Below are 24,924 nucleotides of genomic sequence, written 5' to 3'. Positions count from 1 at the left end.
CTAGCAAGTGGTTTACCATAAGCTGGACCCCTTCCTTCTGGCAATCGCGTTCGCCGCGATGAGCAGGCCGAGGTTAATGACTGACTTGAGCAAGCCTACTGCCGTTGCGTAAGAGTATCTCGAGTTCTTGAACCCGACCCGGTACACATAGGTGTCCACGACGTTCGCCACTTCTGACACGGTCGGACTAATCGCTAGCAGCAAGATATCTTCGAAGCCAGCGTTCAAGATGTTCCCGACTGCCAGAATCATAAAGATAATGATGATCGGCCGAATGCTCGGGAGCGTCACCAGAAACACTTGCTTGAACCGGCTTGCGCCATCGATTGCAGCTGCTTCGTAGAGAGTAGGATCAACGCCAGCAATCGCGGCTAAGTAGACGATGGAAGCAAATCCGATCTCCTTCCATACATTCGCGCTGATCAGAATCGTCCAGAAGTACTCCGGAAGCGAGAGGAAGTTGATCGGCTCGTCGATCAGGTTCAGCTTCTCAAGCGCCATATTCAAGCTTCCGTTATCCACCGCGAGCATGGAAGCGATGAATCCGGATACGATGACCCAGGAGAAGAAGTGAGGCAAGTAGCTGATTGTTTGGACGATTCGCTTGAAGTACATGTTCTTCACTTCGTTCAGCATGAGCGCGAGCACGATTGGGGCCGGGAAGCAGAACAGCATCTTCAGAACGCTGATCCAGATCGTATTGGAGAGCACCTCGCCGAACTCAGGAGATTCGAAGAATATGCGAAAATGTTTAAAGCCGACCCACGGACTTGCGAAGAAGCCCACAAACATGTCGTAATCCTGGAAAGCAGTCAGTATGCCATACAGCGGGATATAGCTGAATACGAATATGAACAGCAGTGCGGGAATGACCATAAGCTGCAAATCCCATTGGCGGCCGAACAGCACAAGCTTGCTCTTGCGCAGCGGCTGCCCGGATCGCTCACTTGGCCTGCGTAGCCTAACTCGCTGTGCTTCCGAAGTTTCTGTCTGCACCATCCATCCCCCTCTTGTCTCTTTCTACTATCTTCATGATAAGGGGATCGGCTGCGGCAAAATACTCCCTCGAATAACGAAAAGCATCCGCTTTGCAACTCACTTTACATAAGTCTGTTACAACCGCTGACGTTTGGACTCGCTTAGCTCTGGCGCAAAAAGCTCCGTAAACGCCTGCATGCTGGTATCCGAAGTGGAGCAAATGGTCACGACGCTGCTGCTGGCCGGAAGCTCATCCGCATCATACGGATTGCGGAGAACAAGACACAGATGCGGCAACACTTCAGCCAATTCTGCTGCCAGTCGCAGCTGTTCTTTAAACATATGCGCGTTAATTGTGCATTGAATGACAACGTCTGCTGCCCTCGCAAGTGCCATGATGCCTGCAATCTCTTCCTCTGTCGGCTGCAGCGAAATCGTTGCAGTGATGACATTCATACCGCGCTCCCGCAGACAGTCCGCGAGCAAAATGTCTTTGCCCTCCGTGCTGTCAGCCTGCGTCAGCTTACGCTGCCTCGGCAGAATGAGGAGGTAAAGCTCCTTTCTGGAGAGCGGCAGCAGTCCAGCCGGATCTCTCGTCTCGGCGATCGAGGATGCGGCAATATGCATCGCCATCGCTTCTGTCTCTTGCATATTTAGCGGCGCCGCATGCCTTCTATATGAAGCGATCCGTTTCTTCAGCCGAAGTATTCGGCTTACCGACGCGTCGATCTGCTGTTCCGCTACTTCGCCACGCTCCACCGCAGCAATGATGCCTGCCATGACGCGATCCTGAAACGATGGCGTGTGGCACATCAGAATTTGATCATTGCCGGCTAGGACGGCAAGCACGCCCGCTTCCTCGGGACTATAGTGCAGCCCGATTGCATGCATCTCAATGTCATCCGTGCAGATGACGCCTTCGTAGCCCATCTCTCGGCGCAGCAGATCCGTCACGAAATAACGCGATAGCGATGCCGGCAGCCCTTCTGATTCCGGGATCTGATCGAAGACGACATGCGCCATCATAATCGCATCGACGTCCGCTTCGATAGCTGCCCTGAACGGGACGAGCGCTTCGCGGCGCAGCTCCTCTATCGTCAAGCCGCATGTCGGCAGCGCCTTATGGGAATCGACCGCCACATCGCCGTGGCCGGGAAAATGCTTCGCAGTCGCTGCAACGCCGGATTGATGCAGCCCCAAGATGAACGCTTGTCCATATGCTGCCGCAACCGAGGCATCTTCGTGGAAAGAACGGACGCCGATCACCGGATTGAGCGGATTCGTATTCACATCGAGAACTGGCGCCCAGTCCATGCCGATGCCGAGACGGTACAACTGGCTGCCGATTACCTTGCCCGTCAAATAAGCGAGACTTGCATCGCCTGCAAGACCGATGGCGCGGTTCCCCGGAACCGATACGTAGAAGCCAGTCAAGTTCGATAGGCTGCCTCCCTCTTCGTCAATGGACATCAACGTGGGATACAGCTGAACCTCGGCCGGACTCCCAGATTGGCCGGCTTCGGCGATATCTGCCACAAGCTGCTTGAACTGCGACTCCGAGCTAATATTATGAGGAAACAGTCCAAGTCCGCCAACTTCGGTTTCACTGATTCGGGCTCGGTCAGCCTCCGTCAGCTCACGCTCCGGCACTCCTGTAACGCACATAAGGGCAACCTTCTGCCTCAAACTAAGCCTTTCAATGACTTGCTGCACTTTACCCTCATTGCGTACGAACATGGGATATGCCTCCTCTAAATGGTTGTTATCTATGCAAAAATCCCGATCCACATCAACCATGAATCGGGATTTACGCTCCTAGCCAATAGGAATGATTTGCCCAAGCTATATAATTACTCCAGTGGATTTATTAATTATAGGGGGATGTTGGAAATCCCGTCAATGAACAATAACCGCATATTACGACAAAAGAAAACCCGGCGATTAGCCGGGTTCTTGTCCATTTCTTATTCATTTGGAGGCGTTTATAGGTTCAAATATCGCCAATTGTCTTTTTCCTACTTTGACGAATTCCATTCTTTTAAACTTCTCGTGTTTCAACTTCTGACTCTTATCTGCAATAACGGCTAAGACGGAATTTGCAGGTTCTAACAGATCATACGCACTTTCAAAAAAATCGGCTAACGGGTTCGAGCTGTCGCTTCTCCAAGTAACAATGTCGCCATATGGAAGGTCTGTAATGATAATGTTCACTCGGGTTTGCATGGCTTTATTATCAGATGCAGTGACATCACTTTGAAAAGCAGTCACACTCTCGATTGTTGAGCCTTCAAGACAACTGCTTAGCCGCTCAGCACTTTCAAGAGCCGAACTATGCGATGCTTTATTGTATAACTCCATGTACTCTTTAATTTGCTCTTTCCGTTTATTTAACCCGGCATCCGTAAGCAACGATAAGTTCTTCTCTGCAATCCCAAGTACATCCTCATTAATATCGGAGGCATAAATACGCTGAATTCGCTCATTATGAAGGAATCCTAATACGGTGAGCAAGTAAGCTCCTCCGCAGCAAGGATCGTATATGGAATATGGGCCTCGGCTCCCCTGGGCTTCTAGCGCCCGAAAGCATCGCTGAATAATCTCGCTTGCCAGCCTTACAGGAAAGGCCGTTGTTCCTTGGGCATTATAGAGTACTCTTCCGCTAGCATAATCCTCATAGTTTTCTTTGGCTGTTTCATATCTATATTCCATTACCAGCTACCACCTTGCTGAACATTGTTTATATCGCTCTTTCTTCATAGAAAAAGGACCCCGCTTCCACTTTACCATGGAAACGAGGTCTTTTCTAATTCAGATCCCTAATTACAGTGCGCTACCGCCGAACAGGAAGCGGTAATCCCACTGCGTGCCTGCGATGTCGCTTGTACGAACGCCGCCGGACTCAGTCGAGTATGTATGCAGAATTTGGCCATTGCCAAGGTAGATGCCGACATGTGTAATGGTTTCAGTCGCTTTGTTCACCCCTGCATAAGACGAAGCTTTCGTACCCTTGTACTCCATAAAGAACATCAGGTCGCCGCGTTTCAATTGGTGCCAGTCCGTCTTCACGGAGCCCTTCGCCTTCACGTAGTCGCCTTGCTTACGGGAATCCGCAGGCAGTGTGATGCTCGCGCCTTCGCGGAATGCTGTACGAACGAAGTCAGAGCAGTCGAACGTCGTTGTTGTGTCGCGGTCGGAACCGAACTCATACGGCGTGCCCCAGTACTTCATGCCTGCTGCGATAATTTTCTCAACCGTCGCGGGCGCCGATGGCGTGGAAGGATTCGACGGCGGGTTCACTGTACCTGATGGCATAGAGAATGCCGGGCCAGTCGTTATGTATTGTTCTTGCGTGCTGACATAGCCTTTCTTGCCGTTCGAGTCTGTCACTGCATACCAAGCGCTGTTCGGCTTGCCTGTGATCAGCACGGATTCGCCTTTGTTCAGAAGACGGATCTTCGAGCCGTCAGCCGATGGCGTTGTGCGGAAGTTTACCGATGCGGCAATCGTAGCGTTATAGATAATAGCAATGTATTTGTCCGTGGACGATACATAACCGATTGATCCGTACACGTCTTGCACTTTGTACCAGTTCGCGTTCACTTCTTCAAGAATGACGACATTGTCGCCTGTTTTAAAATACTTATAGATGTTGGACGATGTGGAAGGTTGACTGCGGAAGCTCACGCTCGATTGGATTTTACCAACCACCGGGGATGTTCCTTTTGCAGCCATTGCGGCAGGGATGACGAGCAGAGCGGCTAAGATAAAGACAAGTAACGCTGCTGTAATCTTTTTCATGATGCTTTAACTTCCTCCTCAAATAATGGATGAGCTGCTTCGTACTGAAGGCTCTCTAGCCCTGCATCAATTGTACGTTCGAGAGCCTACAGGACATATCGTCCGCTTGTCTCATTTGTCGATCGCCGCCTTAGCTCGCAAGCCCCATCACTATGCCCCTGCACAGCAAAAAAGACGCCTCCCATTCGGGACGTCTTTGTACGGAGAAAATGCTCATTTCGTTAGGATAAAGCTAACTTTTACCTGCATTTACAATCCCTTCACAACAGGTCCTACCTTAAGTGTCAAAAGTACTATAAAGAAGCAGAATCGCCCTCAACATGTAAATAATACCAATAGCTAGTACTTAGCCTCGATCTGCATTCAGATCTGGGAAATCGGCATCAATTTCCGTCTCCGAATGGCTCTTCTTCATAATCATCATCAGCGTATCATAGCGGTTCGGCGAATCAATGATAGATTGATAGTCCGTCTTGCCAATGGATGAGAAGATGGCGACATCTCCTGTATGATAGTACAAATAAAGTGACGACTCGCCTTCGTTATACGAACAGAATGCAATTTGCTTGGACTCCACCGGTACGAGCATGGCATACGCCTCCCAAGTGAGCTAAATTCACAAAAGTCATTACTATATATATCCATATGGCAACGAATAAAGCACTTGGGAGGTGAATACTTTTTGAACGCTTACATCGTCTTGATGGCAAGAAGCGCATCGACCGGCTCGTGATCTTCGCCAAACGCCCGGACAAAGGCAGGATTGAGCTTGTTATGCTGTCCTTTCAGAATAATCACTTTATATCCGAGCGCCTCCAGCTCTTCTACTTCCCAGCCGCTGTGATGCGCCTGGTATTGCTCGCCGTTCAGCCCGAAGTGGTCGATGCCCTCCTGCGGAAAGTAACCGCGTGGGGTGTAGATAATGACATGCTTTCTTGCGATATGCTCGGCTTCTCTCAGCACCTTGATCCCATCGAGCTTCGTGAAATGCTCCAGCGAATCGAAGAGCGATACGGCAGATACGGACCTCGGCACGAACAGCTGGCCTATCGATAACGCATCGGCATGAAGCGGAATAATATGCGGCGACTTCGTTACCCGATTGATGAGATAAGGTCTATAGATGTCCAGCGCAATGATCGTATTGAAGAAATCCAAATTGTCCAACATTACGCATGGGCCGCTCCCAATATCGAGCAAGCTGTCTGTTTCCACCATATGCTGCTTAATAATTTCCAATATGCGATAATCAAACGTTTCGTGAGCCACCTCCCACGCCTCCCTAACTCCCAGTATGCTAGTTATTCTATGAGGGGAGTCAGGATTCGGTATCGGCGCTTGTCTGATTATAAAAAAGCAGTCTCGGGTGACAGCCGTTAAGGGCTGCTCGAGACTGCTCTGTTTAGAAACTCCCGTTATTCAAAATCATGCCCTGCGCTGGACAGCCCGAAACCGCAGGTGATGCAGAACTTCGAATTCAGCTCATTCTCTGTCTTGCACTGGCTGCAGATGACGACGATCTCGCCAACGGTCGTTTCCACCTTCGGCTCTTCCCCAAGCGAGCTGCCGCAATCCGGGCAGAATTTCGCATCAAGAGCGACAACCTTTCCGCATGTACAAGTCTTCTCGAAGCGAATCGCCTTAATGCGCTCTTCGAGCATGCCAATCTCGGCACTCAACTCGTCAACTTGATGGCACGCATTGCCTACTTCCTGCTCAGTCGCCGCAAAGTCCTGAATCTGATGCCCGCGATATACCGCTGCGCCGATGGCTGTGTACACCTTCTCAATCTCTTTCTCTTTACCGCTAATTTGGGCCTTCAGCTTCGTAATCTCAACCGTCTGCTGCGCCTTCTTCGCTGCATCGGAAGCCCCTTGCTTCACTTTATCGAAAAATGACATCTATGATCGACTCCTTTGAACTTTTCGTCTAATTGTGTCGTTTCTATCATTTTAACATAAACGGATAGGCCTGGTCACGAACCGCTCGGCTTGTTTAGCCGGTCCCCTTCTTGCTCTAGTTTATGAGACCGACAGGGGCGAAAGAACCAGAAAAAGGGCTGCACGTTAGTGTGCAGCCCTTTTCAAGTATCGCTCTATTATTCAGCTGGGTACATACGCTCGCGAAGTGCTTTCACTTCTGCGCTCTCGAGGTACTCATCGTACGTCATAATGCGGTCGATAACGCCGTTCGGCGTGATTTCGATAATACGGTTCGCGATCGTTTGGACGAACTGATGGTCATGCGATGTGAAGATCATCGTGCCGTCGAAGTCGATCAAACCGTTGTTGAGCGCTGTGATGGACTCGAGGTCCAAGTGATTCGTCGGTTCGTCCATGAGGAGAACGTTGGAGCCGGACAGCATCATCTTCGAGAGCATGCAGCGTACTTTCTCGCCACCGGACAATACGCTTGCTTTCTTCAGCGCTTCGTCGCCGGAGAAGAGCATACGGCCAAGGAAGCCGCGAATGAAGCTCTCGTCTTGATCCTTGGAGTATTGGCGCAGCCAGTCAACGAGATTCAGCTCAACGCCCTCGAAGTAAGGAGCGTTGTCTTTCGGGAAGTAAGCTTGAGTTGTCGTTACGCCCCATGAGAACGTACCTGCATCCGGCTCGATCTCGCCTACAAGAAGCTGCATAAAGATTGACTTAGGCAATGTGTTAGGGCCGACGAGTGCGATCTTGTCGCCTTTATTGATGGCAAGCGTCCAGTTGTCGATCAGATTCACGCCGTCAACAGCCTTCGTTAAGCCTTCTGTAAGCAGCAATTGCTTGCCTGCTTCACGCTCAGGCTTGAAGTTGATGAACGGATATTTACGGTTCGACGGACGAATGTCGTCGAGCGAAATTTTATCAAGAAGCTTCTTACGGGAAGTCGCTTGCTTGGACTTGGATTTGTTAGCGCTGAAGCGCTGAATGAACGCTTGCAGCTCCTTAATCTTGTCTTCCTTCTTCTTGTTGTTGTCACGCATAAGCGAAAGCGCCAGCTGGCTTGACTCATACCAGAAGTCGTAGTTACCGACATACATCTGAATCTTGCCAAAGTCGATGTCTGCGATATGTGTACATACTTGATTCAAGAAGTACCGGTCATGAGATACGACGATAACTGTACCTTCATAACGCGAGAGGAAATCTTCCAGCCATTTGATCGACTGCATGTCAAGATGGTTGGTAGGCTCATCGAGCAGAAGAATTTGCGGGTTGCCGAACAATGCTTGCGCGAGCAATACGCCAACCTTCTCATTACCGGACAGATCCGACATCTGCTTGTCGTGAAGCTCCGGCGGAATACCAAGACCGTTCAGCATGCCTGCTGCTTCGGATTCTGCTTCCCAACCGTTCATGTCTGCGAATTCTGCTTCCAGCTCGCCTGCGCGCATGCCGTCTTCGTCGGTAAATTCCGCTTTCGCATAGATCGCGTCCTTCTCTTTCATCACTTCATAGAGCTTCTTGTGGCCCATAATAACCGTCTCGAGCACGAGGAAATTATCGTATTCGTAATGGTTCTGCTTGAGGACCGCAAGGCGCTCGCCTGGCGTAATGTGAACTTCACCGTGCGATTGCTCCACTTCGCCGGAAAGAATCTTCAAGAATGTCGATTTACCTGCGCCGTTCGCACCGATAAGACCGTAACAGTTACCTGGCGTAAACTTAATATTAACATCTTCAAATAGCGCACGCTTACCGTAACGAAGCGTAATGCCGCTTGTACTTATCATTAGACTTAATCCCGTCCTTCACTAATAAATCTTAATCATCACTCCATTATAGCACAAGTTAAGGAGCGGATGCTTTATTGTAATTATTTATAAGTACGTGTTGAAGGGCATGACCTTCGGTCACCTTTCAAACAGAAACCGTACTTTTAAATGTTTTTGTTTTGCCATGGGGCAGCACCATGAGCGCTTCGCTTGGGAGCTTCAGCCTTTTATGCTCCGCATATAGTCGATCGAGAGCTTCTTTCGGCGTATCATCAGCCAGCCTGTAGGAGCCGTAATGCATTGGAATGAACACGCGCGCGCGCACATCGAGGAAAGCTTGCAGCGCCTCTTCCGGCGTCACATGCTGCGGACCCATAAACCACTCCGGATCATAGGCGCCGATTGGCATAAGCGCGACATCGATCTGGAAACGGCTGCCGATCTCTTTGAACCCTTCGAAATAACCGCTATCTCCAGCAAAATAAAACGTCGGCTCATTCGCATGCTCAATCACGAAGCCGCCCCAGTGGGAGCTGTTGGTGTCCGTAAGCGTTCGGCGAGTCCAGTGCTGCGAAGGCACGAACGAGAATTTGACGCCGCTGATCGTTGCAGACTCCCACCAATCGAGCTCGATAATCGAGGAGAAGCCTTTGCGCCGCAGCTTATCTGCAAGGCCGACAGGCGCGATGATTGTAATGCTGCCGGACAGCTGTTTGAGTGATTTGATATTCAAATGATCATAATGAGAATGTGAAATAAGGACAACATCGATTGGGGGCACTTCCGTTATCTCGATGCCGGGCTTCGTCATCCGCTTCTGGAACGCGAGCTGCTCCGCCCAGATCGGGTCTGTAATAATGTTCAATCCCGAATGTTGAATGAGAAATGTGGAATGACCGATCCATGTCAAGGAAGGGATCGACCTATTCGTATGAAGGAACTTCAGATCCGGTTCCACGACGGGAACGGTGTAGGAATAGTCTTTCTGTTTCATTTTGCCGCCGCGTTCTCTGCGCCACTGACGCACTTCCTTGAAGGTGCGAGGTACTGCTGTCGTATCCAGGTTCTCATACCGCATCGCTATCATCTCCCATGACAAAAGCTGCTGATCGTGAAGTCCATTGAATGAGTAAGCTTGGCGTTACGATAAACGAGAATCATGTAGCGAGCACAAACGCAAGCATACCGTTCAATGTTCTTAGGAGTCAGCTTAGTCGAATATCTCTATATGTCTCTCATTCAAAGATACCAAGCTTAATTGGATTAAGCAAACGAGGATAAGCGGTGACATAGTCGATTTGTGGTCTGGTTGGCAGATCGTATACACTTATACATATGAAGCACTGGATATGGGGGAAAATAGGGGGAATGTACGAATGAAATTGACGGGGATTGAACCGACGCCGAGTCCGAATACAATGAAGCTTAATGTTGATACGAAGCTGCCTGCAGGACAGCGGTTTAGCTTGGTTGCGAAGGATGCAGAAAGCGCGGCTGAACCGCTGCGCAGCCTGCTTGTCATAGAAGGCGTGCGCGGCTTGTTCCGCACGGCGGATTTCATAGCGCTCGACCGGAAGCCGGGAGCGGACTGGGCGGCGATATTGGACGCGGCGAAGCGCGTGCTCGGCGAGAGCAGCGATGGCGCCGATAGCGGTGCGATTGGCGCAGGCGAAGCGTTCGGCGAGGCGCAAGCTTTCGTGCAGCTGTATCGGGGAATTCCGATGCAGGTGCGCGTACGCACGCCGGGCGGCGAATCTCGCGCGGCGATGCCGGAGGCATTCACGGAGGCGGTGACGAAGGCCGCCGCTGCTTCGATGATCCGCGAGCGGAAGCTGGAGGAGCTCGGCGTGCGCTACGGCGAGCCCGATGAAATTGCCGCGGAGCTCGTGCGGGAACTGACAGCCGCGTATCCGCAGGAGCGGCTGGATGACCTTGTCGCGGCAGCGCTCGCGCTTGGCGCGGAAGGCGCAGCCGGCGAAGGTAGCGCCACGGCTGCGGCTCCGCGGCCGGCGCCGCTCACGGCGGAGCAGCTCGCTCCGCTGCTCGAGTCGCCGGAGTGGAGCGTGCGCTACGAGGCGCTTACGCGAGCCGCGCCGGAGCCGGCGATGCTGCCTTTGCTCGCCAAGGCGCTTGAGGACGACAACGTCTCCATCCGGAGACTTGTCGTCGTCTATCTTGGCGAGCTGCGGCTGCCGGAGGCGATGCCGCTCCTGTTCACGGCGCTTCGCGACGCCTCGGCTTCCGTGCGCCGCACAGCCGGCGACACGCTGTCCGATCTTGGCGATCCGGCGGCGATTGCGCCGATGATCGAGGCTTTGCGCGACCGCAACAAGCTCGTGCGCTGGCGCGCGGCGCGGTTCTTGTACGAAGCCGGCGACGAGTCCGCCGTCGAGGCCCTGCGCGAAGCAGCGGCTGACCCGGAATTCGAGGTCAGCCTGCAAGCGAGCATCGCGCTCGAGCGGATCGAGCGCGGCGAAGAGGCTGCCGGGTCCGTCTGGCAGCAGATTACTTCGCGCAAGCGCGATGAGAAAGACGGTAACGCTTAGAATGAGGTAAGGGCAGTAGAGTCCATTGACTCTACTGCCCTCTATTTATTCAATCATGTAGATCCCTAGAGTACTCTCTTTAGCTCAATTCGCCTATTTCTCACTAATGTAGATCCCTGCGGGACACTCTTTCGTTCAATCCGCCTATTTTCCACTAATGTAGATCCCTACGGTACACTCTTTCGCTCATTTAGCCTATTTTCCACTAATGTAGATCCCTGGAGTACACTCTTTCGCTCAATCCGCCTGTTTTCCACTAATGTAGATCCCTGGAGTACACTCTTTCGCTCAATGCGCCTATTTTCCACTAATGTAGATCCCAGGAGTACACTCTTTCGCTCAATCCGCCTATTTTCTACTAATGTAGATCCCTAGAGTACTCTCTTTCGCTCAATCCGCCTGTTTTCCACTAATGTAGATCCCTAGAGTACTCTCTTTCGCTCAATCCGCCTGTTTTCCACTAATGTAGATCCCTGGAGGACTCTCTTTCTCCCAATCCGTAAGTTTTCCACTAATGTAGATCCCTGGAGGACACTCTTTCTCCCAATCCGCCGATTTTCCACCAATGTAGTCCACCAAACCAGCTTCTTCCTTCCAATCCACCAGTTTTCCGCCAATGTACCACAAAACCAGCTTATTTTTCCCACTTCGCGGATTCGCAGTCAATATTTCTTTCTGGTAAACCTGTATCTCTATTACGACCTCATTATCTCTTGACCCCGCAGCTCCCCCAACAAATTCTCCCTCTCTTTCCCGCCGCTCATCTCGCTAATCCGCACCGCCAAAGTCGGTGCCCGCCAAGCTTCCACATCCTCCAAGCTCAAACCCGAAAGCTCTAGGATTGCACTCAAATACGCCTGCGTAAACAGCTCCCGGGCTCCCGTCATGTTCAACCACTCAGGCACACCCGGGGGCAGCTCTCCTGCCGTGAGCAGCAAGTAAGTTCTCGCGATATCTGCCGCCGGAGGTCCGACGAGGGCGTTCATCCAATCGATGATCATGGGTCCATCCGCCGTGATAATAACATTGCCAGGATGAAAATCATAATGGCATAGCCCAACGCCAGCCGGCTGCTGTTTCAGTATCGACGCAAGCTTCGCCTGCTCCGCATCACTCAGCTCCCCGACGCGCCCAATGCTCTTCCCCAACTCACTTTTCAAGTTCGGAGCAACGTTCGGCCGAACCTGATGCAGCTCATGCTGCAGCTCCGCCAGCAACCGAGCGTTATAGACCACACTCTCCTCCGTCGCCTGAATGTTCCCAAGCATCGTCGGTCCTTCCGCTTTCTCGTAGACGAGGCACGCGCTTCCCTCGTATTGCTCAATCCCCACGAACTTCGGCGCCTTCACACCAGTCAGACCATTAATCGCCCGAGCGGTCCTTGCCTCCTTCTCCGCTTCTTGCTGCGCACGGCTTGCATCGTGAAAGATCTTTACGACTTCGGATTCGCCCCACTCATACACATTTGCCGTAGCCCCCATGCCAACCAATTGACCCCGCACCGACATCTCCAACCCCTCCTAATTTCCATTCACAGAAAAAAGACCCCCGGTCCCGCCTTACACCAAACGGAAACTAGAGGTTCTTAGAATTCACTTCGGCATCGGTGTCGGTATCTGCTTCAACATCAGCATTAACCGCACTATCACTAGTATCATCACTAGCACCATCATTAGCACCATCATTAGCACCTGCACCTGCAACAGCAGCCGGATACGCTGCCGCATCCCACTGATGCTCGACACGCATTTGCGCATCACTCTTCAAATAATAAGTATGGCTCGCCACTCCAGCGCGATCAGGCAACGGATCATCCCAAGTCGCATCAAGGTGATACCACGAAGACCCCAGCCGCACCATATTCCATACATGGCTGCCTGAAGCGACACTCCCTTCAATAATACGCGCCTCGATCCCGGCATCCTGCAGCATCCTAAAAGCAAGCAAAGCGTATCCCTGACACACCGCACTCCCATTCACCAGAGCATCGTACGCGGTGTATTGCTGCAGCGATTCATCATAGCGCACATGGGTAACGATCCAGTCATGGATCGCTCTCACCTTCTGTTCAGGCGTCATCCCCGCCGAAACAATCGTCGGCAGTAGCTCCGCCACACGCCGCTCCACTTCCTCGGTCTGAGCAGCAGACTCGCGGTATTGGATGTTCACCTTCACCTTCGCGGCTGGACCGAAGCTGCGGATCGTATAGATATAAGAGTCTACGATATACTTCATATAATCGTCCGACGCCATTACCCCTCTAACCAGCTGATCCACCTCCGCGCTCAGCTGTTCGCGATCACCGGAGTAACTGGCCGTCAGCTCAGTCTCATGAGCATGCAGCTGAAGTTCAAGCTCCCCCTGCAGCGCCTCAAGTGAAGAAGGAGCCGCAGACACAAGCGAATAGTGGAAATCCGAGCCAACTCCTACCGCCAATAGCATCGCGACGAGTCCTAAACGCGACAGCAGCTGTCCCAATCCACCTCTTAACCTCACCATTCTGCGACCCCTCCTTCCTTTTACATATTCGTTCTATTTACCTATTATATCCATTTCAGGCAATCAAAAAAAGCGCCTCCAGTCGCACATATCGTGCAGCCAGAGAGCGCCCTCATCGTTAGAGAATCAGTTTGCGCATGTATTCGATTGTGAATTGAACGCCGCGATCGCCAAGGTCGCCCTTCCATACGTCGGAGTGCGGCTCGATGGAGAGTCCGCCTTCATAGCCTTTGCCGTACAGCACAGCCATGAATGTGCCCCAATCCGTCTGGTCAAGACCCGCCGGCGGATCGTCGAAGCGCTGGCCGTCGATGATGACGGAGCCCTTGATATGAACATGGCGGAACTTATCTCCCCAGTTGCTCGCTTCCTTCAAGTAATCGCGACCCGCATAACGGGAGTGCGATGGATCATACTTAATGCCGAGCTGCGGCAGATGACCGTGAACAAGCTTCCATGCTTCCGCGTTATCGACGAAGTTGTTCCAGTTGCAGTTGTATGTAGCAACGGCTACGCCTTTGGAAGCGCCATACTCTAGCACCGCACTTAAGAACTCGATAGCGAGCTTCACATTCTCGAAGTAGGACAGCTCTTCTACATAGTTAATGCCGCATACAAAGTTCGGGCAGCCAAGCTCTGCCGCCGCATCGATCAGCTTGCGCGACTGCTCCAATTCTTCCGCGTTCACGCCTTGCGCGTTAATGCGCTCGGAGCCCCAGCGGCCGATCGAAGCGACGCCTACGCCCGTCTTCTCGCTCGCTTGCTTCAGTTCAGGAACGCTCGCTGCGAATGCATCGACGTCCTTCTCCACATTGATGCAGAACTCGAGGAACTCCAAACCTTTCGCCTGCGCATCATAGAACCGTTCTGCCACAGCATCAGCAATAATACCTAATTTCATCGATAATAACCTCCAAGAATGAGTAATCTATTAGAGCTTCTTCAACCGAATAAGCGCAGATTCTTGCATCTCTAACCTATCAAAAAGAACCCCGTCTTTCAATAACGAACTGCCTGCGAACCTCACTGCTTTCGATTTTTCACCAGATAGCCATGTCAGTTCATACTCTGCCTCCGCTTCGAGCGATTGCAGTCGAATGGCACGCGATGCTTCGCCGCCCGGCAAACGGAAGACGAAGAGCAGATGCTCATCCCCGCTAGGCATGCCGTACTAGAACGCCGACCAACGGTCGCCTTTGCCGCCGCGTCCCGGCTGTCCCGTCAATCGGTACAAATCCGCCCCGAGGACAAAAGGCTTCACTTCCGACTTATACACCTCAATGTGATGAGCCAGCCGCGCCTTCATCCATTCCGGCATCTCCGGCAGCTTCTGCGATATACCGAAGCCGCGCAGCATCGCAATACGCGTGTAATAGTCGAACTGGTACGGCTTCAAGCTGCTATCATGCGGATTGAACAGCTGAAAATCATTCTTCCAGCAAAACTCCGAATAACTCCAGTGCAAGCACACGTCCGGCGCCAGCATCGTCGTCGCTCCCCAGAACACCTGCAAGCTGTGCTCCGGATAATCCGGGTCGCTGAGGAACGTCGTATGGGTCTGCTGCATAATGCCGAGGTCGATACGCAGCCCGCCAGAGGAACAGTTCTCAAGAATAACCTCCGGATGCTTGGCGCGAATATCCCGAAGCACGCTGTAGTAGCCGTTGTAATGCTCGAACAGACCGTCGCCCGCGCCATGTCCATGATCGGTGCAATTGCAGCCTGCCCCCGGATCGAGGTTGAAGTCCAGCTTGATCCACTGGCTGTTATAGCCCGTGATCAGACTATCCAACATGTCGAACGCCCACTGACGAACCTCTGGATTGCCGAAGCAGAGATAACCAAGCGATTCGCCTCCTCTTCTCGCCACATAAGAGGGATGCTGCTCCGCCAGCGCCGCCGACTTGCCGACCGCTTCAATCTCGCACCAGAGGCCGAACTTCATGCCATGTCCATGCACATCGTCCGATATCGCGCAAATACCGCTCGGGAACCTTTTCTCATTGACCATTTCCCAGTCGCCGCGAAGCTCGTACCATTCCGACGCTTCCTCGGAAGGTCCGAACCAGCCTGCATCGAGCGTGCAGATATCGATACCGAGCTTCACAGCCTCAGCAGCATTCGCCCGAAAAACCTCTTCATTAATCGCTTTATCCTCGTAGCTCCACCAATGATTCCACTCCATCGGCATGGAACGGGAGAACTCATTATGCGGGTACCAGTATTTGCGGCCAACTCTGGCAAAAGCAATCGAAGTGCTGTTCAAATCCCCGTCGCTGCCGGCAGCAATGGCAACATGAACGCTCTCCATCGCTTCACCCGGCGCTAGTGTCTTGAAGAACTCCCAGTCGCTAAGTCCGCCGTTCACCACATAACTGCCCTTTGCCTCTACATACTCGCACCGCAGCTGCCAGTTCCCCGACCACATCGGCGACAACGTCAGCACTTCGCCACCGGCTCCGAGGAGCGACATCCAGGGATGCATCCCTTTAGACGATCGGCCGGACCTCGTCTCCAGTACAACTGACTCGCCAGCAAGTGGCTTCACGACAGGCTCGAATTCCGCTCCCCAATCGCTCGTATAATGCATCAGCTTCCATTCGGTCTGCGGGATCTGAAGCGAGAACGAATCGATGCGCCCGATTGTGATCGGCGCTTCTCCATTGTTACGTATGGTCACCCAGCGCTCGACCAGTTTCGTGTCCGTATAACAGACAAGATGACTCTCGATCACGAGCGATGACGGCTTATAGAGGAACGTTGCGATCTTGTGCTTCTTGTCTGCTGCGACGTTGTGCTCGTCTGTACGGTCTAGCACAATCCCATCAGAAGCGCTGTCTATGCGGACACCGTCAACATGTACGGCAAACTCATAACTCTCTATCAATCTCCATTCCTCCCTTGTCGCACCTTCGCCAAGCTAGAAACAAGGGCTGCGCCTTAAAGCAGAAGATCCACTTTACCGCGCAGCCCTTAGCTATTTATTTCTTCGAAATAATTTCGTTTACCTGCTCGTCCATTTTCTTCAGCGCGTCATCGACGGTAATCTTGTTCGCGAAGATTTGGTCCGTAATCGGCGAGATCGCCTTGTCTTGCGCTTCACGCCATTTCAGGTGATACAGATCGCCAATGATACCGTACTTCATCCAGTCGAAGCGAGCGGTTTGGTAACCAGCCGGCGCCCATGCAGGCGTCTCTACCTTCGACAATGCCGTCTTATTCACCGGAATCCACGATTGTTGCTTCGCTAGCGTTTCCTGGTTCTCAGTCATCGTCCACTTCATGAACTCCCAAGCTTGATCCGGATGCTTCGACTTCTCAGTCATCGCATAACCGCCAACCCAGTACGGAACGACGCGTTTGTCGTCCCACTTCGGCATTGGAGCCAGATCCCACTTCAGATCCTTCTTCTCCTTGAGGTTGCCAAGATCCCAGTCGCCGCCAACATACATCGCGATCTTGCCTGTCAGGAAGTCGCCGCCGAGCGCGCTTGATTGCGCCGCATCCGGAGCTACATGGTATTTGTAGATCAAGTCTTGCAAGTATTGCAGGGCGTTCTTCGTTTCTGGCGTGTTGAACGAAAGCTTCTCGGGATCGTGAATGTTCGGAGCGAGCGCGCCGCCTTGCTCCTGGCTCAGAGCCATCCAGCCCCACCATGCGCCAAGCGACATCGACGTGCCGAATTGCGTTGTTTTGCCATCCTTGGTAATCGTCAGCTTCTTCGCAGCTTCCAGGTAGTCGTTCCAGTTCCATGCTTCGCTTGGATACGCTACGCCTGCCTTGTCGAACAAATCTTTATTATAGTAGAGCACGAGTGTTTGATAGTTCTCAGGCGCAACGTACATGTTGCTGCCATCGAATTTGAACGGTTCGAACAGCTTCTCGTCGTAGTCGCTCATCTTCAGATCGCGGTCGAAGTAGGGCTGCAGATTCTTCAGTAGCCCCTTCTTGTACCAAGCGTATGACGGCACGTCCCAGTAGAACAGGTCTACAGGAGAGTTCGACGCAAGCGACATCTCGATCTTCTTGAACGTCTCGTCCCAAGGGAGCAGCGTCATTTTCACCTGAATATTCGGATGTGTATCATTAAAGCGTTTCACTTTATCTTTCTCTTCATTATCAAGCGCAGGGCCGTTCGACCAGCGGATGAAGTTCAGCTCCACCTTCTCGTCCTTGCTCGCGCTATTGCCATTATTGGAAGAATCGCTGCCGCATGCATACAACATAGAGGATAATGCCATGATCGAAGCCAACCCTAAAGCTGCTTTGCTCTTTTTAAACATACCCAATCCCTCTTTTCTGTATATTTCGTTATATGGTGGTTAACCTTTGACGCCGGTGAAGACCATTCCCTTGACGAAGATGCGCTGGCAAAGGAAGTACAGTGTCACGCATGGTGTAATGGCATAGAGCGAAGCCGCCATGAGCAGGTGAAGATCCGGAGCGCTGCGTGCAGAGCCTTGGAAGTAAGAGAGTGCGAGCGCGAGCGTGCGCTTGTCCTCGTCCGTCAAGTAAATCAGCGGCGTCATAAAATCATTCCAAGTCCCCATGAAGGTGAATACGCCGACCGTTACAAGCACAGGCTTGCTAAGCGGAACCATGATTCTTGCCCAGATGCCATACGTCGTGCAGCCGTCGATCCGCGCAGAATCTTCAAGCTCATACGGAATGCCCATGAAGAACTGACGCATCATGAATATGTAGAAAGCGGTTCCGAACCATGCCGGAATAATAAGCGGCTTGAATGTATTAACCCAGCCGAGCTGGTTGAAGAACAGATAGATCGGCACCATCGTTACGGCGCTCGGCAGCATCATCGTAGCCAGCAGCAGCATGAAGATGAAGTTGCGGCCCGGCGCTTGCAACCGTGAGAAGCCGTAGGCGGAGAAGGAACAGGAGAACAGCGTTCCTGCCATGACAAGCACGACGATAATGATGGAATTCCACGTATAATGCGCGAACGGGAATGTCGTGAATGCTTCCTTGTAGTTCTGCCATTGCGGCGGCGACGGAATCCACTGCGGCGGGAAGACGTACACATCTGCCTTAAGCTTCAGCGAGGTAGAGAGCATCCATGCAAAAGGAATCAGGATCACGATCGAGCCCACACAGAGCATGAAATAACTGAACACTTTAGACAGCAGCTCCGACTGGCTTCTCGAAATCCTTTTGCGAGCAGGCGCGTCGCTTTGTGTAATTGTACTCATTTGGCGCTCCTCCTGTTCCCTTCATAGAAGACCCACATCGGCGATGATTTGAAGACGATTAGCGTGAATGCCAAGATGATGAGGAACAGCACCCAAGCGAGCGCGGACGCGTAACCCATGTTCAGATAGTCAAAAGCATTCCGGTACAGATACAGCACGCTGAACAAGGTTGCGTTGTTCGGGCCGCCTGCCGTCATAATGAAGCCTTCCGTGAAGACTTGCAGCGCGCCGATGATGCCTGTAATGAGGTTGAAGAATATAACCGGCGACAGCATCGGAATCGTGATATGACGGAATTGCTTGCGCTTGTTAGCGCCGTCGATCTCCGCTGCCTCGTACAGATCGGTCGGAATGCTTTGCAAACCGGCGAGGTAGACGAGCATGCTTCCTCCTACGCCCCACAGACCCATGATGATAATCGGCGGGAGTGCCCAATTCTCTTCGATGAACCATTTGGGCCCATCAACGCCGAACAAGCCGATCGCCCAGTTAATGAGGCCGAAATCCGGGTTGAAGATCCATTTCCACAGCAGCGCTACCGCTACCCCAGACATAACTGCCGGCAAGTAGAAAATCGTCCGGAATACGAAAATCCCTTTAATATTCTTGTTAAGCAATAGTGCGAGCAACAAGGAAAAAACCAAGTTAAGCGGAACACTGACCACGGAATAAGTAAGTGTTACTTTCAGCGATTGCCAGAACAACGAATCGTGGACCAACTCGATGTAGTTGTCCAGTCCGACCCATTTCGGCGAGCTGAGAATGTCATACTCCGTAAAGCTGAAGTAAGCGGATGCCGCGATTGGACCGAGCATAAAGAACAGAAGGCCGAGAATCGCCGGGCTCATGAAGACATAACCGTCCACAGCTTCGCGTCTTGACCGTGTCCACCACTTTTTCTTTGTATTCATAGTCGATTCACCCCCAGGTATGGATGTTATTCCAGTTATCCGAAACGTTTCGGAAAAACAGTATCAATTGGTTCTTCTTACGCTTCGCTAACCGTTGAAGAAGCGTTCTAGTCATCTTTTGAATGCGTTTGGCAGCGGACTTTGTAGCGATGTCAGGAAGGAATGGCGTCCGCTTTGAGAGCGTTTACGGAACTGAACGACTCCAGCTACTCTACTGCAATGTTGACTTGCCGCTCTAAGCCAAAACGTTTCGGCTTTGTTATGAACCTCAGTATAGGCGATGATGAATGCGTTTGCAATAGAATATTGTAAAAAATATATTGTTAACAATATAAAAGTGTCGGTTGACAAGGGGTTGAATAAGAGATTAGACGAAGGAATAAACAAGAAATGAAACGAGTGACTGAACGCGGCGTTAATTCGCTCCCTGCTTTCTATACTCGCTTGGTGCAAGGCCGAAGCTTTTTTTGAATAGGCGGCTGAAATAATGGATGCTTTGATACCCGCATGCGCTTGAAATCTGTTGTACGGACATCGTTGAATGAAGCAAATACTGAGACGCCGCTTGGAGGCGCAGCTCGTTCAAGTATGCGAATGGCGTCTTCCCCGTCTGCTGACGGAACAGCCGAATGAGATAGGACGGATTGTAATGGGTATAGTCGGCTAAAGTCTGGAGCGTAATCGGCTGTGGGAACACGGACTCCAGGAAGCGCAGCACTTCCGTTACCAGCATCTCGCTCGCTCGATACTCCTCCTGAACCTGATTGGGATCGACTGCCCGATTGCTGCCGATCAGCACGAGCAGCTTGCGCAAGTCTGAGAGCAAAGCTTCCTTGAAGCTCTCCTCCGGCAGCGCGGCTTCTGCCCGAATGAGCATCCGGGATGCTTCGAAGGCTGACCGCATTGCGGAATAGGGCGAACTCGTCCAGTCCAGCTCACATTGCAGCCGGTTCCATCGGTAAATGCTTTCAATCGCGGGCAGCCGGTCCTCATCTTCTGCCAGAAACTCGACAAACCAGAAGCTGAGCCGAGCCGAGCGCTGAATCAATTGATGCGGCGTGTTTGGCAATATAATGAACAATGCTGTGCCCGTCACCGGATAGGAAACACCGGACCATACCAGCTCCGCTTCCCCTTCCGTAATGCATAACAGTTCGCAGTAAGGGTGAATGCCGCCAGCTCGCCTTCCGATCCCTTCGATCGCGTCCAAGTAGCCATGCTTCCTGAGCTTCATAATGAAATGAACACCTCACCGCTTAGAAGATGTCAATAATGTGCAAATCATACCATGATACCCAGTTCCAGTATACGGTGCATTTGTCACAAATCAGGGACAGTAGACGATATTGTGCAAAGACAATCGCCTCATCAAGACCTATTCTAGAAGCAGTGAACAACTATGAAGAGCGCGAAATCAGGGTAAAGGGGATGCGTGATTATGAAAGCGATTCAAATTACAGGCAGCGGTCAATTTGAAGTGATTGACACCGCAATGCCAGAGCTTAAGGACGACCAGGTGCTCGTCCGGATTCGTCTCGTCTCGACTTGTCCCCGCTGGGACATCAGTATGATGGGCGGCAAGGATATGTTCGTGGCGGGCAAAGCCCCGGACTACCCGCTCCCGCCGGGCTTCCCCGGCCATGAAGCGGTCGGCATTGTGGAAGCGGTTGGATCAAGCGTTCAAGAGATTGCGATCGGCGATCGCGTCGCCGCGCTGGAGCATCTGCAAGGACAAGGGGCTTATGCGCAGTATATGGCATATCGTGAAGGAGATTTGCTAAAGCTGCCTGATTCGGTGCCGGATCACCGCGCCGTCTCTTCCGAGCTGCTCAAATGTGTCATGTACGGCCTCGATCAGTTCGGCGATATGCATGGCAAGTCGATCCTCGTTGCGGGACTCGGCCCCGCGGGTCTGCTCGCGATGCAGCTCGCAGCGTTATGGGGCGCGAATGTGACGGCGATTGACGTCAATGCAGAGCGCGTTGCGTTTGTGAAGGAGCTTGGTCTTGGCGAAGCAGTTGTAGCCGATGAGCTTGGCGACCGCAAGTTCGACCTTGGCTATGACTGTGTCGGCGCGGCTGCGTCCGTCCAGAACGTGCTCAATCGGACGAAGGAGCACTGCGTGATCTTCGGCGTCCTTCGCGGGGACATCACATACCCGGCATCGTATTGGTTCTCCGGCGTCCGGTTGGAATCGTACCGGTATCATGCTGCGACGGCACGCGACCGCAGATTGTTGCTGGATGCGCTCAGCCGCCCGTCGTTTAATACGGAATGCTTGCAGACGGTTCAGGTTTCTTTTGCCGATTATGCTGGGGCGGTAGAGCGGTTAAAGGCGCAGCAAGCGGTCAAAATCTGTTTCGACCCCTGGGAACTTTAACGGAAGGAGGCGGCATGAATAGTGAAAGCAAGAGCGGTCGTGTTTGAGAATAAGAATCAAATCACTGTGCGCGATGTCGAGGTGCCTGAGCCGGGAGCGCGCGATGTCGTTATTGATGTGGCGCATTCGTGGATCAGCATCGGGACGGAATCGTCCTTCCTTCGAGGGGAGCGAATCTCTGGCGAAACGCCTTACCGGGAAGGCGGTCCGTGGCCGTTCCCTCAGGTCGCCGGGTATCAGAAGGTTGGACGCGTTACGCAGGTTGGGAAACTCGTCGATCATGTGAAACCGGGCGACCTCGTCTTCGCAACGGTGAGCAAGGTAGGAGGCATGTATTTTGACTTCGGCGGCCATATCAATCCGGCCGTGACCGACTGCAGCCAGGTGTGGAAGCTGCCTGGCGATGGCGGTCCGAGTGCGGTGGCGTACGCTGGAACGGTGCTTGCGCAGGTCGGCTATAATTGCGGCATTCGTCCGCCGGTCGAGCCAGGCGATATTGCAGTCGTCATTGGCGATGGGCTCGTCGGCCAATGGGCTGCGCAGACGCTTGCGCATCGCGGCGCACAGGTATATCTGCTTGGTCACCGGGCAGAGCGGCTCGCGTTCGCCTCGGCTGGCGGATATGCTGTGCCGATCGTTGGCGCGGACCTTGCCGTAGAGGAGCTGCAGCGTGGGAGTTCAGGCGGCGGACAGGTGGCGATCGTCGTGGATACGGTCGGGCATCTCGAGACGTTCCGGAAGCTGCAGCCGCTTATGAAGCACGACAGCCATCTCGTCTCCGCCGGCTACCTCGGCGAGCAAGGACATGTTGATATCCAGACGCTACGTGAACAAGAGATCACGCTGCACACGCCTTCCGGCTGGTCGGATAGCCGGATTGACGCGACGATCGCGGCCATTCGCGAGGGCTGGCTCATGACCGAGCCGCTCATCACGCACCGCTTCGCCGCCGAGGATGCGGCGGAGGCTTGGGCGCTTATTACAAGCAAGGGCAGCCCTTGCTTGGGAGTTGTTTTAGATTGGGATATGCGGTAGAGAGCAATAGACACCTAAAAACAACAAAGAACCCGCGTCCGTGACGCGGGTTTCTTTGTGATGGGCAATAGGAGGCTGCGGATCGAGGCAAAGTAGCGTACCTGCTACTCCTCTTTCTCCATTTTCCGCTCATTCTGCTCAATGTAGTGTACCTGCTACTCCTACTGCCCCTTCCACGGTCACTGGATGCGCTCGAGCACGAGCACCCAGTCTTGGAAGATCTTCGCTGGGCCGGTCTGCCATTTGCCATCGGCGTTCGGGGTGATCCGCCCGAAATCATACTCGTCGCCGGTCGACGGATCGAAGAAGAACGCCCGGTACGCCGCCTCAGATTCCGGTTCGAGCGCCAGCACTTCAACGCCTCCGAACGCCATCAGGAACGGTGCGTAGATGACGCGAACCTCGCCTGGAATACCGGCGGCGTACGGCTTCGCCATCAGAGGCGCCCCCTCCGGCGCAGCAGGCAGCCACTCCGGATGAGGCTCGAACGACCACCACGCATATCGCTCAAGCAGCTTCTTGCCGAGGCCGACCTGCCTCCCGCCGGGAAGCTGCGCCGCTTCCTTCCAGAACGTGTGCCCCCAGGCAACGCCATGAGGGGAAGGTCCGTATGGCTTATCCTCCGCATTCACCTGCCAGATACCGTTAGCACCGTAGGTGTGACCGCATGCGCCGCTTAGCATCCCTGCCCAGAACGTAAACCGCTGCACCTCCTGGAAGCTCGTGCCGCCGATTCCTTCATAGCAAACCTCTGAATTAATGACCGGCGTTCGCGGCGCCCTGGCGACGGACTCCCTAATCATATTCACCGTCGGCTCCAGCGAGATGTAAGCGCCATGCCCCGTCTGCAGCATATCGAGGTCGAGCATCGAGGCGTCCTCAACCATATGATGACCATACCCCGTCGGGTGGATGGTTACCAAACGCTCGAACGGATCATTTTCACGAACATAGGCGGCCATTGCAGTCCATTCCTGCTTCATCCGCTCCACATACTGCGCCTTTTTATCCGGCTCCTTGAACGAATTCCACTGGTAATACGGCATATCCGCCTCACCTGCGAGGCACCAAGCAACCGGATAGGCACCGTATCTGGCGATCAAATATTCCCACTGCTTCCGAATGACATCACGCCCGGCAAAATCCAGATAGTATCCCCAGCACGCGACGATACAAGGCATAAGCCCCGCTTCAACCATCCACGCAAGCTTCCGGTCCGCATAATCGAAGAACGCCGGGTTAATACGCGCAAAATCCGCCTCCCACGCCTGTCCGCCTTCATTGCCGCCGCGAGGGTCGAACGGTCCCATATCCGGATACAAGCCGGCGACGACCTGAACGACCGTATACCCTTTAGCGATGCGGTCCTGCGTGAGCCACTTCACATCTTCCGGCCACTTGAGCCGGTCCGTCAGCGACATCCACCACGTATCGCCGAGCCAAAAGAACGGCGTGCCGTCCGCATACGCAAGATGCTTCCGATTCGCGGCAGCGCGAGGACTACCATGACGATACAGCAGGTTCTCGCCCTCGTAAGGCAAGACTTCAATTGACTCTTCTTGATTGTGCAGCGATGCGTTGCTGGTGTCTGAGCAGACAGTACGATACCGGTGCACACCTATCTCGTTTGAGGAATAGCGCAGCTTCCACGTCTGCCCGCCAGCCCAGAAAGCCGGTACGAGTCTGACACTTCCGCTCGGCGAGGTCACCTGTGCTTTTACACTAATTTCGTGAAAAGGATCACTGTAGCTCCGTTCGGAATGGAGCTCCCATTCATTGACGACATTTTGCATAACCGTTGCCATCGCATTCTCGTCCCCTCTTTTAACGTGTATACTGAATTGTAAACAGAACAATAATCAGTTCA

22 protein-coding genes are annotated in these 24,924 nt (G+C 52.9%); 3 read left to right on the top strand and 19 right to left on the bottom strand.

Going from position 1 to position 24,924, the window contains the following annotated elements; all coding sequences use genetic code 11:
- Positions 1-12 precede the first annotated feature (12 nt).
- The 9 genes from AC0YNX_RS26040 to AC0YNX_RS26000 form a co-directional block, all read right to left on the bottom strand.
- Entirely contained in the window at positions 13-876 is an 864-nt protein-coding gene (locus AC0YNX_RS26040; protein ID WP_475818776.1) for an ABC transporter permease, read from the bottom strand.
- 237 nt (positions 877-1,113) lie between these two features.
- Positions 1,114-2,715 carry a beta-N-acetylhexosaminidase gene (nagZ, locus tag AC0YNX_RS26035; protein ID WP_475818625.1) on the bottom strand — a complete coding sequence of 534 codons (1,602 nt, stop codon included), beginning with the start codon at positions 2,713-2,715 and terminating at the stop codon, positions 1,114-1,116.
- A 231-nt stretch (positions 2,716-2,946) separates the two neighbouring features.
- Positions 2,947-3,687, bottom strand: coding sequence for a hypothetical protein (locus AC0YNX_RS26030; protein WP_475818624.1), 741 nt, complete (start codon positions 3,685-3,687; stop codon positions 2,947-2,949).
- 111 nt (positions 3,688-3,798) lie between these two features.
- On the bottom strand, positions 3,799-4,776 hold the full coding sequence (locus tag AC0YNX_RS26025; protein WP_475818623.1) for a C40 family peptidase: 978 nt from the start codon (positions 4,774-4,776) through the stop codon (positions 3,799-3,801).
- Positions 4,777-5,122: 346 nt separating this feature from the next.
- Positions 5,123-5,365: a KTSC domain-containing protein gene (locus AC0YNX_RS26020; protein WP_475818622.1), complete on the bottom strand. Its 243-nt coding sequence runs from the start codon at positions 5,363-5,365 to the stop codon at positions 5,123-5,125.
- Between the two features lie 101 nt (positions 5,366-5,466).
- A complete protein-coding gene (locus tag AC0YNX_RS26015; RefSeq protein ID WP_475818621.1) occupies positions 5,467-6,045 on the bottom strand; it encodes a class I SAM-dependent methyltransferase in 579 nt (192 codons plus the stop codon).
- Positions 6,046-6,191: 146 nt separating this feature from the next.
- Positions 6,192-6,677, bottom strand: a complete 486-nt coding sequence (locus AC0YNX_RS26010) for a zinc ribbon domain-containing protein (protein WP_475818620.1) — start codon at positions 6,675-6,677, stop codon at positions 6,192-6,194.
- 197 nt (positions 6,678-6,874) lie between these two features.
- Entirely contained in the window at positions 6,875-8,497 is a 1,623-nt protein-coding gene (locus AC0YNX_RS26005; protein ID WP_475818619.1) for an ABC-F family ATP-binding cassette domain-containing protein, read from the bottom strand.
- A gap of 127 nt (positions 8,498-8,624) precedes the next feature.
- Positions 8,625-9,566, bottom strand: a complete 942-nt coding sequence (locus AC0YNX_RS26000; RefSeq protein ID WP_475818618.1) for an MBL fold metallo-hydrolase — start codon at positions 9,564-9,566, stop codon at positions 8,625-8,627.
- Positions 9,567-9,855: 289 nt separating this feature from the next.
- Between AC0YNX_RS26000 and AC0YNX_RS25995 the strand changes: the two genes are divergently transcribed.
- Complete coding sequence (locus AC0YNX_RS25995) at positions 9,856-11,025, top strand: conserved virulence factor C family protein (protein ID WP_475818617.1); 1,170 nt, start codon at positions 9,856-9,858, stop codon at positions 11,023-11,025.
- Positions 11,026-11,720: 695 nt separating this feature from the next.
- Here AC0YNX_RS25995 and AC0YNX_RS25990 read toward each other — a convergent pair.
- From AC0YNX_RS25990 to AC0YNX_RS25950, 9 genes are all read right to left on the bottom strand, one after another.
- Positions 11,721-12,533 carry a phosphotransferase family protein gene (locus AC0YNX_RS25990; RefSeq protein ID WP_475818616.1) on the bottom strand — a complete coding sequence of 271 codons (813 nt, stop codon included), beginning with the start codon at positions 12,531-12,533 and terminating at the stop codon, positions 11,721-11,723.
- 67 nt (positions 12,534-12,600) lie between these two features.
- Positions 12,601-13,524, bottom strand: a complete 924-nt coding sequence (locus AC0YNX_RS25985; RefSeq protein ID WP_475818615.1) for a transglutaminase domain-containing protein — start codon at positions 13,522-13,524, stop codon at positions 12,601-12,603.
- 118 nt (positions 13,525-13,642) lie between these two features.
- The gene (locus AC0YNX_RS25980; RefSeq protein ID WP_475818614.1) at positions 13,643-14,425 is read right to left on the bottom strand and encodes a sugar phosphate isomerase/epimerase family protein; all 783 of its coding nucleotides are present in this window, start codon (positions 14,423-14,425) and stop codon (positions 13,643-13,645) included.
- Between the two features lie 30 nt (positions 14,426-14,455).
- Positions 14,456-14,689: a hypothetical protein gene (locus AC0YNX_RS25975; protein ID WP_475818613.1), complete on the bottom strand. Its 234-nt coding sequence runs from the start codon at positions 14,687-14,689 to the stop codon at positions 14,456-14,458.
- A gap of 6 nt (positions 14,690-14,695) precedes the next feature.
- Entirely contained in the window at positions 14,696-16,411 is a 1,716-nt protein-coding gene (locus AC0YNX_RS25970; protein WP_475818612.1) for an alpha-galactosidase, read from the bottom strand.
- Positions 16,412-16,505: 94 nt separating this feature from the next.
- A complete protein-coding gene (locus AC0YNX_RS25965; RefSeq protein ID WP_475818611.1) occupies positions 16,506-17,807 on the bottom strand; it encodes an ABC transporter substrate-binding protein in 1,302 nt (433 codons plus the stop codon).
- 39 nt (positions 17,808-17,846) lie between these two features.
- On the bottom strand, positions 17,847-18,731 hold the full coding sequence (locus AC0YNX_RS25960) for a carbohydrate ABC transporter permease (protein WP_475818610.1): 885 nt from the start codon (positions 18,729-18,731) through the stop codon (positions 17,847-17,849).
- Entirely contained in the window at positions 18,728-19,642 is a 915-nt protein-coding gene (locus AC0YNX_RS25955) for a carbohydrate ABC transporter permease (RefSeq protein ID WP_475818609.1), read from the bottom strand. Before AC0YNX_RS25955 ends, AC0YNX_RS25960 begins: the two co-directional genes overlap by 4 nt.
- 415 nt (positions 19,643-20,057) lie before the next feature.
- Positions 20,058-20,876, bottom strand: a complete 819-nt coding sequence (locus tag AC0YNX_RS25950) for a helix-turn-helix transcriptional regulator (RefSeq protein ID WP_475818608.1) — start codon at positions 20,874-20,876, stop codon at positions 20,058-20,060.
- A 204-nt stretch (positions 20,877-21,080) separates the two neighbouring features.
- Here AC0YNX_RS25950 and AC0YNX_RS25945 point away from each other — a divergent pair, with 204 nt between their 5' ends.
- A complete protein-coding gene (locus AC0YNX_RS25945) occupies positions 21,081-22,022 on the top strand; it encodes a zinc-dependent alcohol dehydrogenase (protein WP_475818607.1) in 942 nt (313 codons plus the stop codon).
- Positions 22,023-22,043: 21 nt separating this feature from the next.
- The gene (locus AC0YNX_RS25940) at positions 22,044-23,057 is read left to right on the top strand and encodes a zinc-binding dehydrogenase (RefSeq protein WP_475818606.1); all 1,014 of its coding nucleotides are present in this window, start codon (positions 22,044-22,046) and stop codon (positions 23,055-23,057) included.
- A gap of 179 nt (positions 23,058-23,236) precedes the next feature.
- On the opposite strand, the gene AC0YNX_RS25935 is transcribed toward AC0YNX_RS25940, so the two are convergent.
- A complete protein-coding gene (locus AC0YNX_RS25935) occupies positions 23,237-24,862 on the bottom strand; it encodes a glycoside hydrolase family 140 protein (RefSeq protein WP_475818605.1) in 1,626 nt (541 codons plus the stop codon).
- Positions 24,863-24,924: the final 62 nt, after the last annotated feature.

The organism is Paenibacillus sp. J31R98 (assembly GCF_056269245.1).
The sequence above is the reverse complement of the archived record's forward strand: the minus strand, read 5'-3'. Positions and strand labels throughout refer to the sequence as shown.

Excerpts from the sequence above, each read along its gene's own strand:
- AC0YNX_RS25965 (WP_475818611.1), bottom strand. The coding sequence starts at position 17,807 with ATGTTTAAAAAGAGCAAAGCAGCTTTAGGGTTGGCTTCGATCATGGCA.
- AC0YNX_RS26000 (WP_475818618.1), bottom strand. The coding sequence starts at position 9,566 with ATGATAGCGATGCGGTATGAGAACCTGGATACGACAGCAGTACCTCGC.
- AC0YNX_RS25995 (WP_475818617.1), top strand. The coding sequence starts at position 9,856 with ATGAAATTGACGGGGATTGAACCGACGCCGAGTCCGAATACAATGAAG.
- AC0YNX_RS25935 (WP_475818605.1), bottom strand. The coding sequence starts at position 24,862 with ATGGCAACGGTTATGCAAAATGTCGTCAATGAATGGGAGCTCCATTCC.
- AC0YNX_RS26010 (WP_475818620.1), bottom strand. The coding sequence starts at position 6,677 with ATGTCATTTTTCGATAAAGTGAAGCAAGGGGCTTCCGATGCAGCGAAG.
- AC0YNX_RS25955 (WP_475818609.1), bottom strand. The coding sequence starts at position 19,642 with ATGAATACAAAGAAAAAGTGGTGGACACGGTCAAGACGCGAAGCTGTG.
- AC0YNX_RS26005 (WP_475818619.1), bottom strand. The coding sequence starts at position 8,497 with ATGATAAGTACAAGCGGCATTACGCTTCGTTACGGTAAGCGTGCGCTA.
- nagZ (WP_475818625.1), bottom strand. The coding sequence starts at position 2,715 with ATGTTCGTACGCAATGAGGGTAAAGTGCAGCAAGTCATTGAAAGGCTT.
- AC0YNX_RS26040 (WP_475818776.1), bottom strand. The coding sequence starts at position 876 with ATGGTCATTCCCGCACTGCTGTTCATATTCGTATTCAGCTATATCCCG.
- AC0YNX_RS26025 (WP_475818623.1), bottom strand. The coding sequence starts at position 4,776 with ATGAAAAAGATTACAGCAGCGTTACTTGTCTTTATCTTAGCCGCTCTG.
- AC0YNX_RS25980 (WP_475818614.1), bottom strand. The coding sequence starts at position 14,425 with ATGAAATTAGGTATTATTGCTGATGCTGTGGCAGAACGGTTCTATGAT.
- AC0YNX_RS26030 (WP_475818624.1), bottom strand. The coding sequence starts at position 3,687 with ATGGAATATAGATATGAAACAGCCAAAGAAAACTATGAGGATTATGCT.
- AC0YNX_RS25950 (WP_475818608.1), bottom strand. The coding sequence starts at position 20,876 with ATGAAGCTCAGGAAGCATGGCTACTTGGACGCGATCGAAGGGATCGGA.
- AC0YNX_RS25985 (WP_475818615.1), bottom strand. The coding sequence starts at position 13,524 with ATGGTGAGGTTAAGAGGTGGATTGGGACAGCTGCTGTCGCGTTTAGGA.
- AC0YNX_RS25960 (WP_475818610.1), bottom strand. The coding sequence starts at position 18,731 with ATGAGTACAATTACACAAAGCGACGCGCCTGCTCGCAAAAGGATTTCG.
- AC0YNX_RS25975 (WP_475818613.1), bottom strand. The coding sequence starts at position 14,689 with ATGCCTAGCGGGGATGAGCATCTGCTCTTCGTCTTCCGTTTGCCGGGC.
- AC0YNX_RS26020 (WP_475818622.1), bottom strand. The coding sequence starts at position 5,365 with ATGCTCGTACCGGTGGAGTCCAAGCAAATTGCATTCTGTTCGTATAAC.
- AC0YNX_RS25945 (WP_475818607.1), top strand. The coding sequence starts at position 21,081 with ATGAAAGCGATTCAAATTACAGGCAGCGGTCAATTTGAAGTGATTGAC.
- AC0YNX_RS25990 (WP_475818616.1), bottom strand. The coding sequence starts at position 12,533 with ATGTCGGTGCGGGGTCAATTGGTTGGCATGGGGGCTACGGCAAATGTG.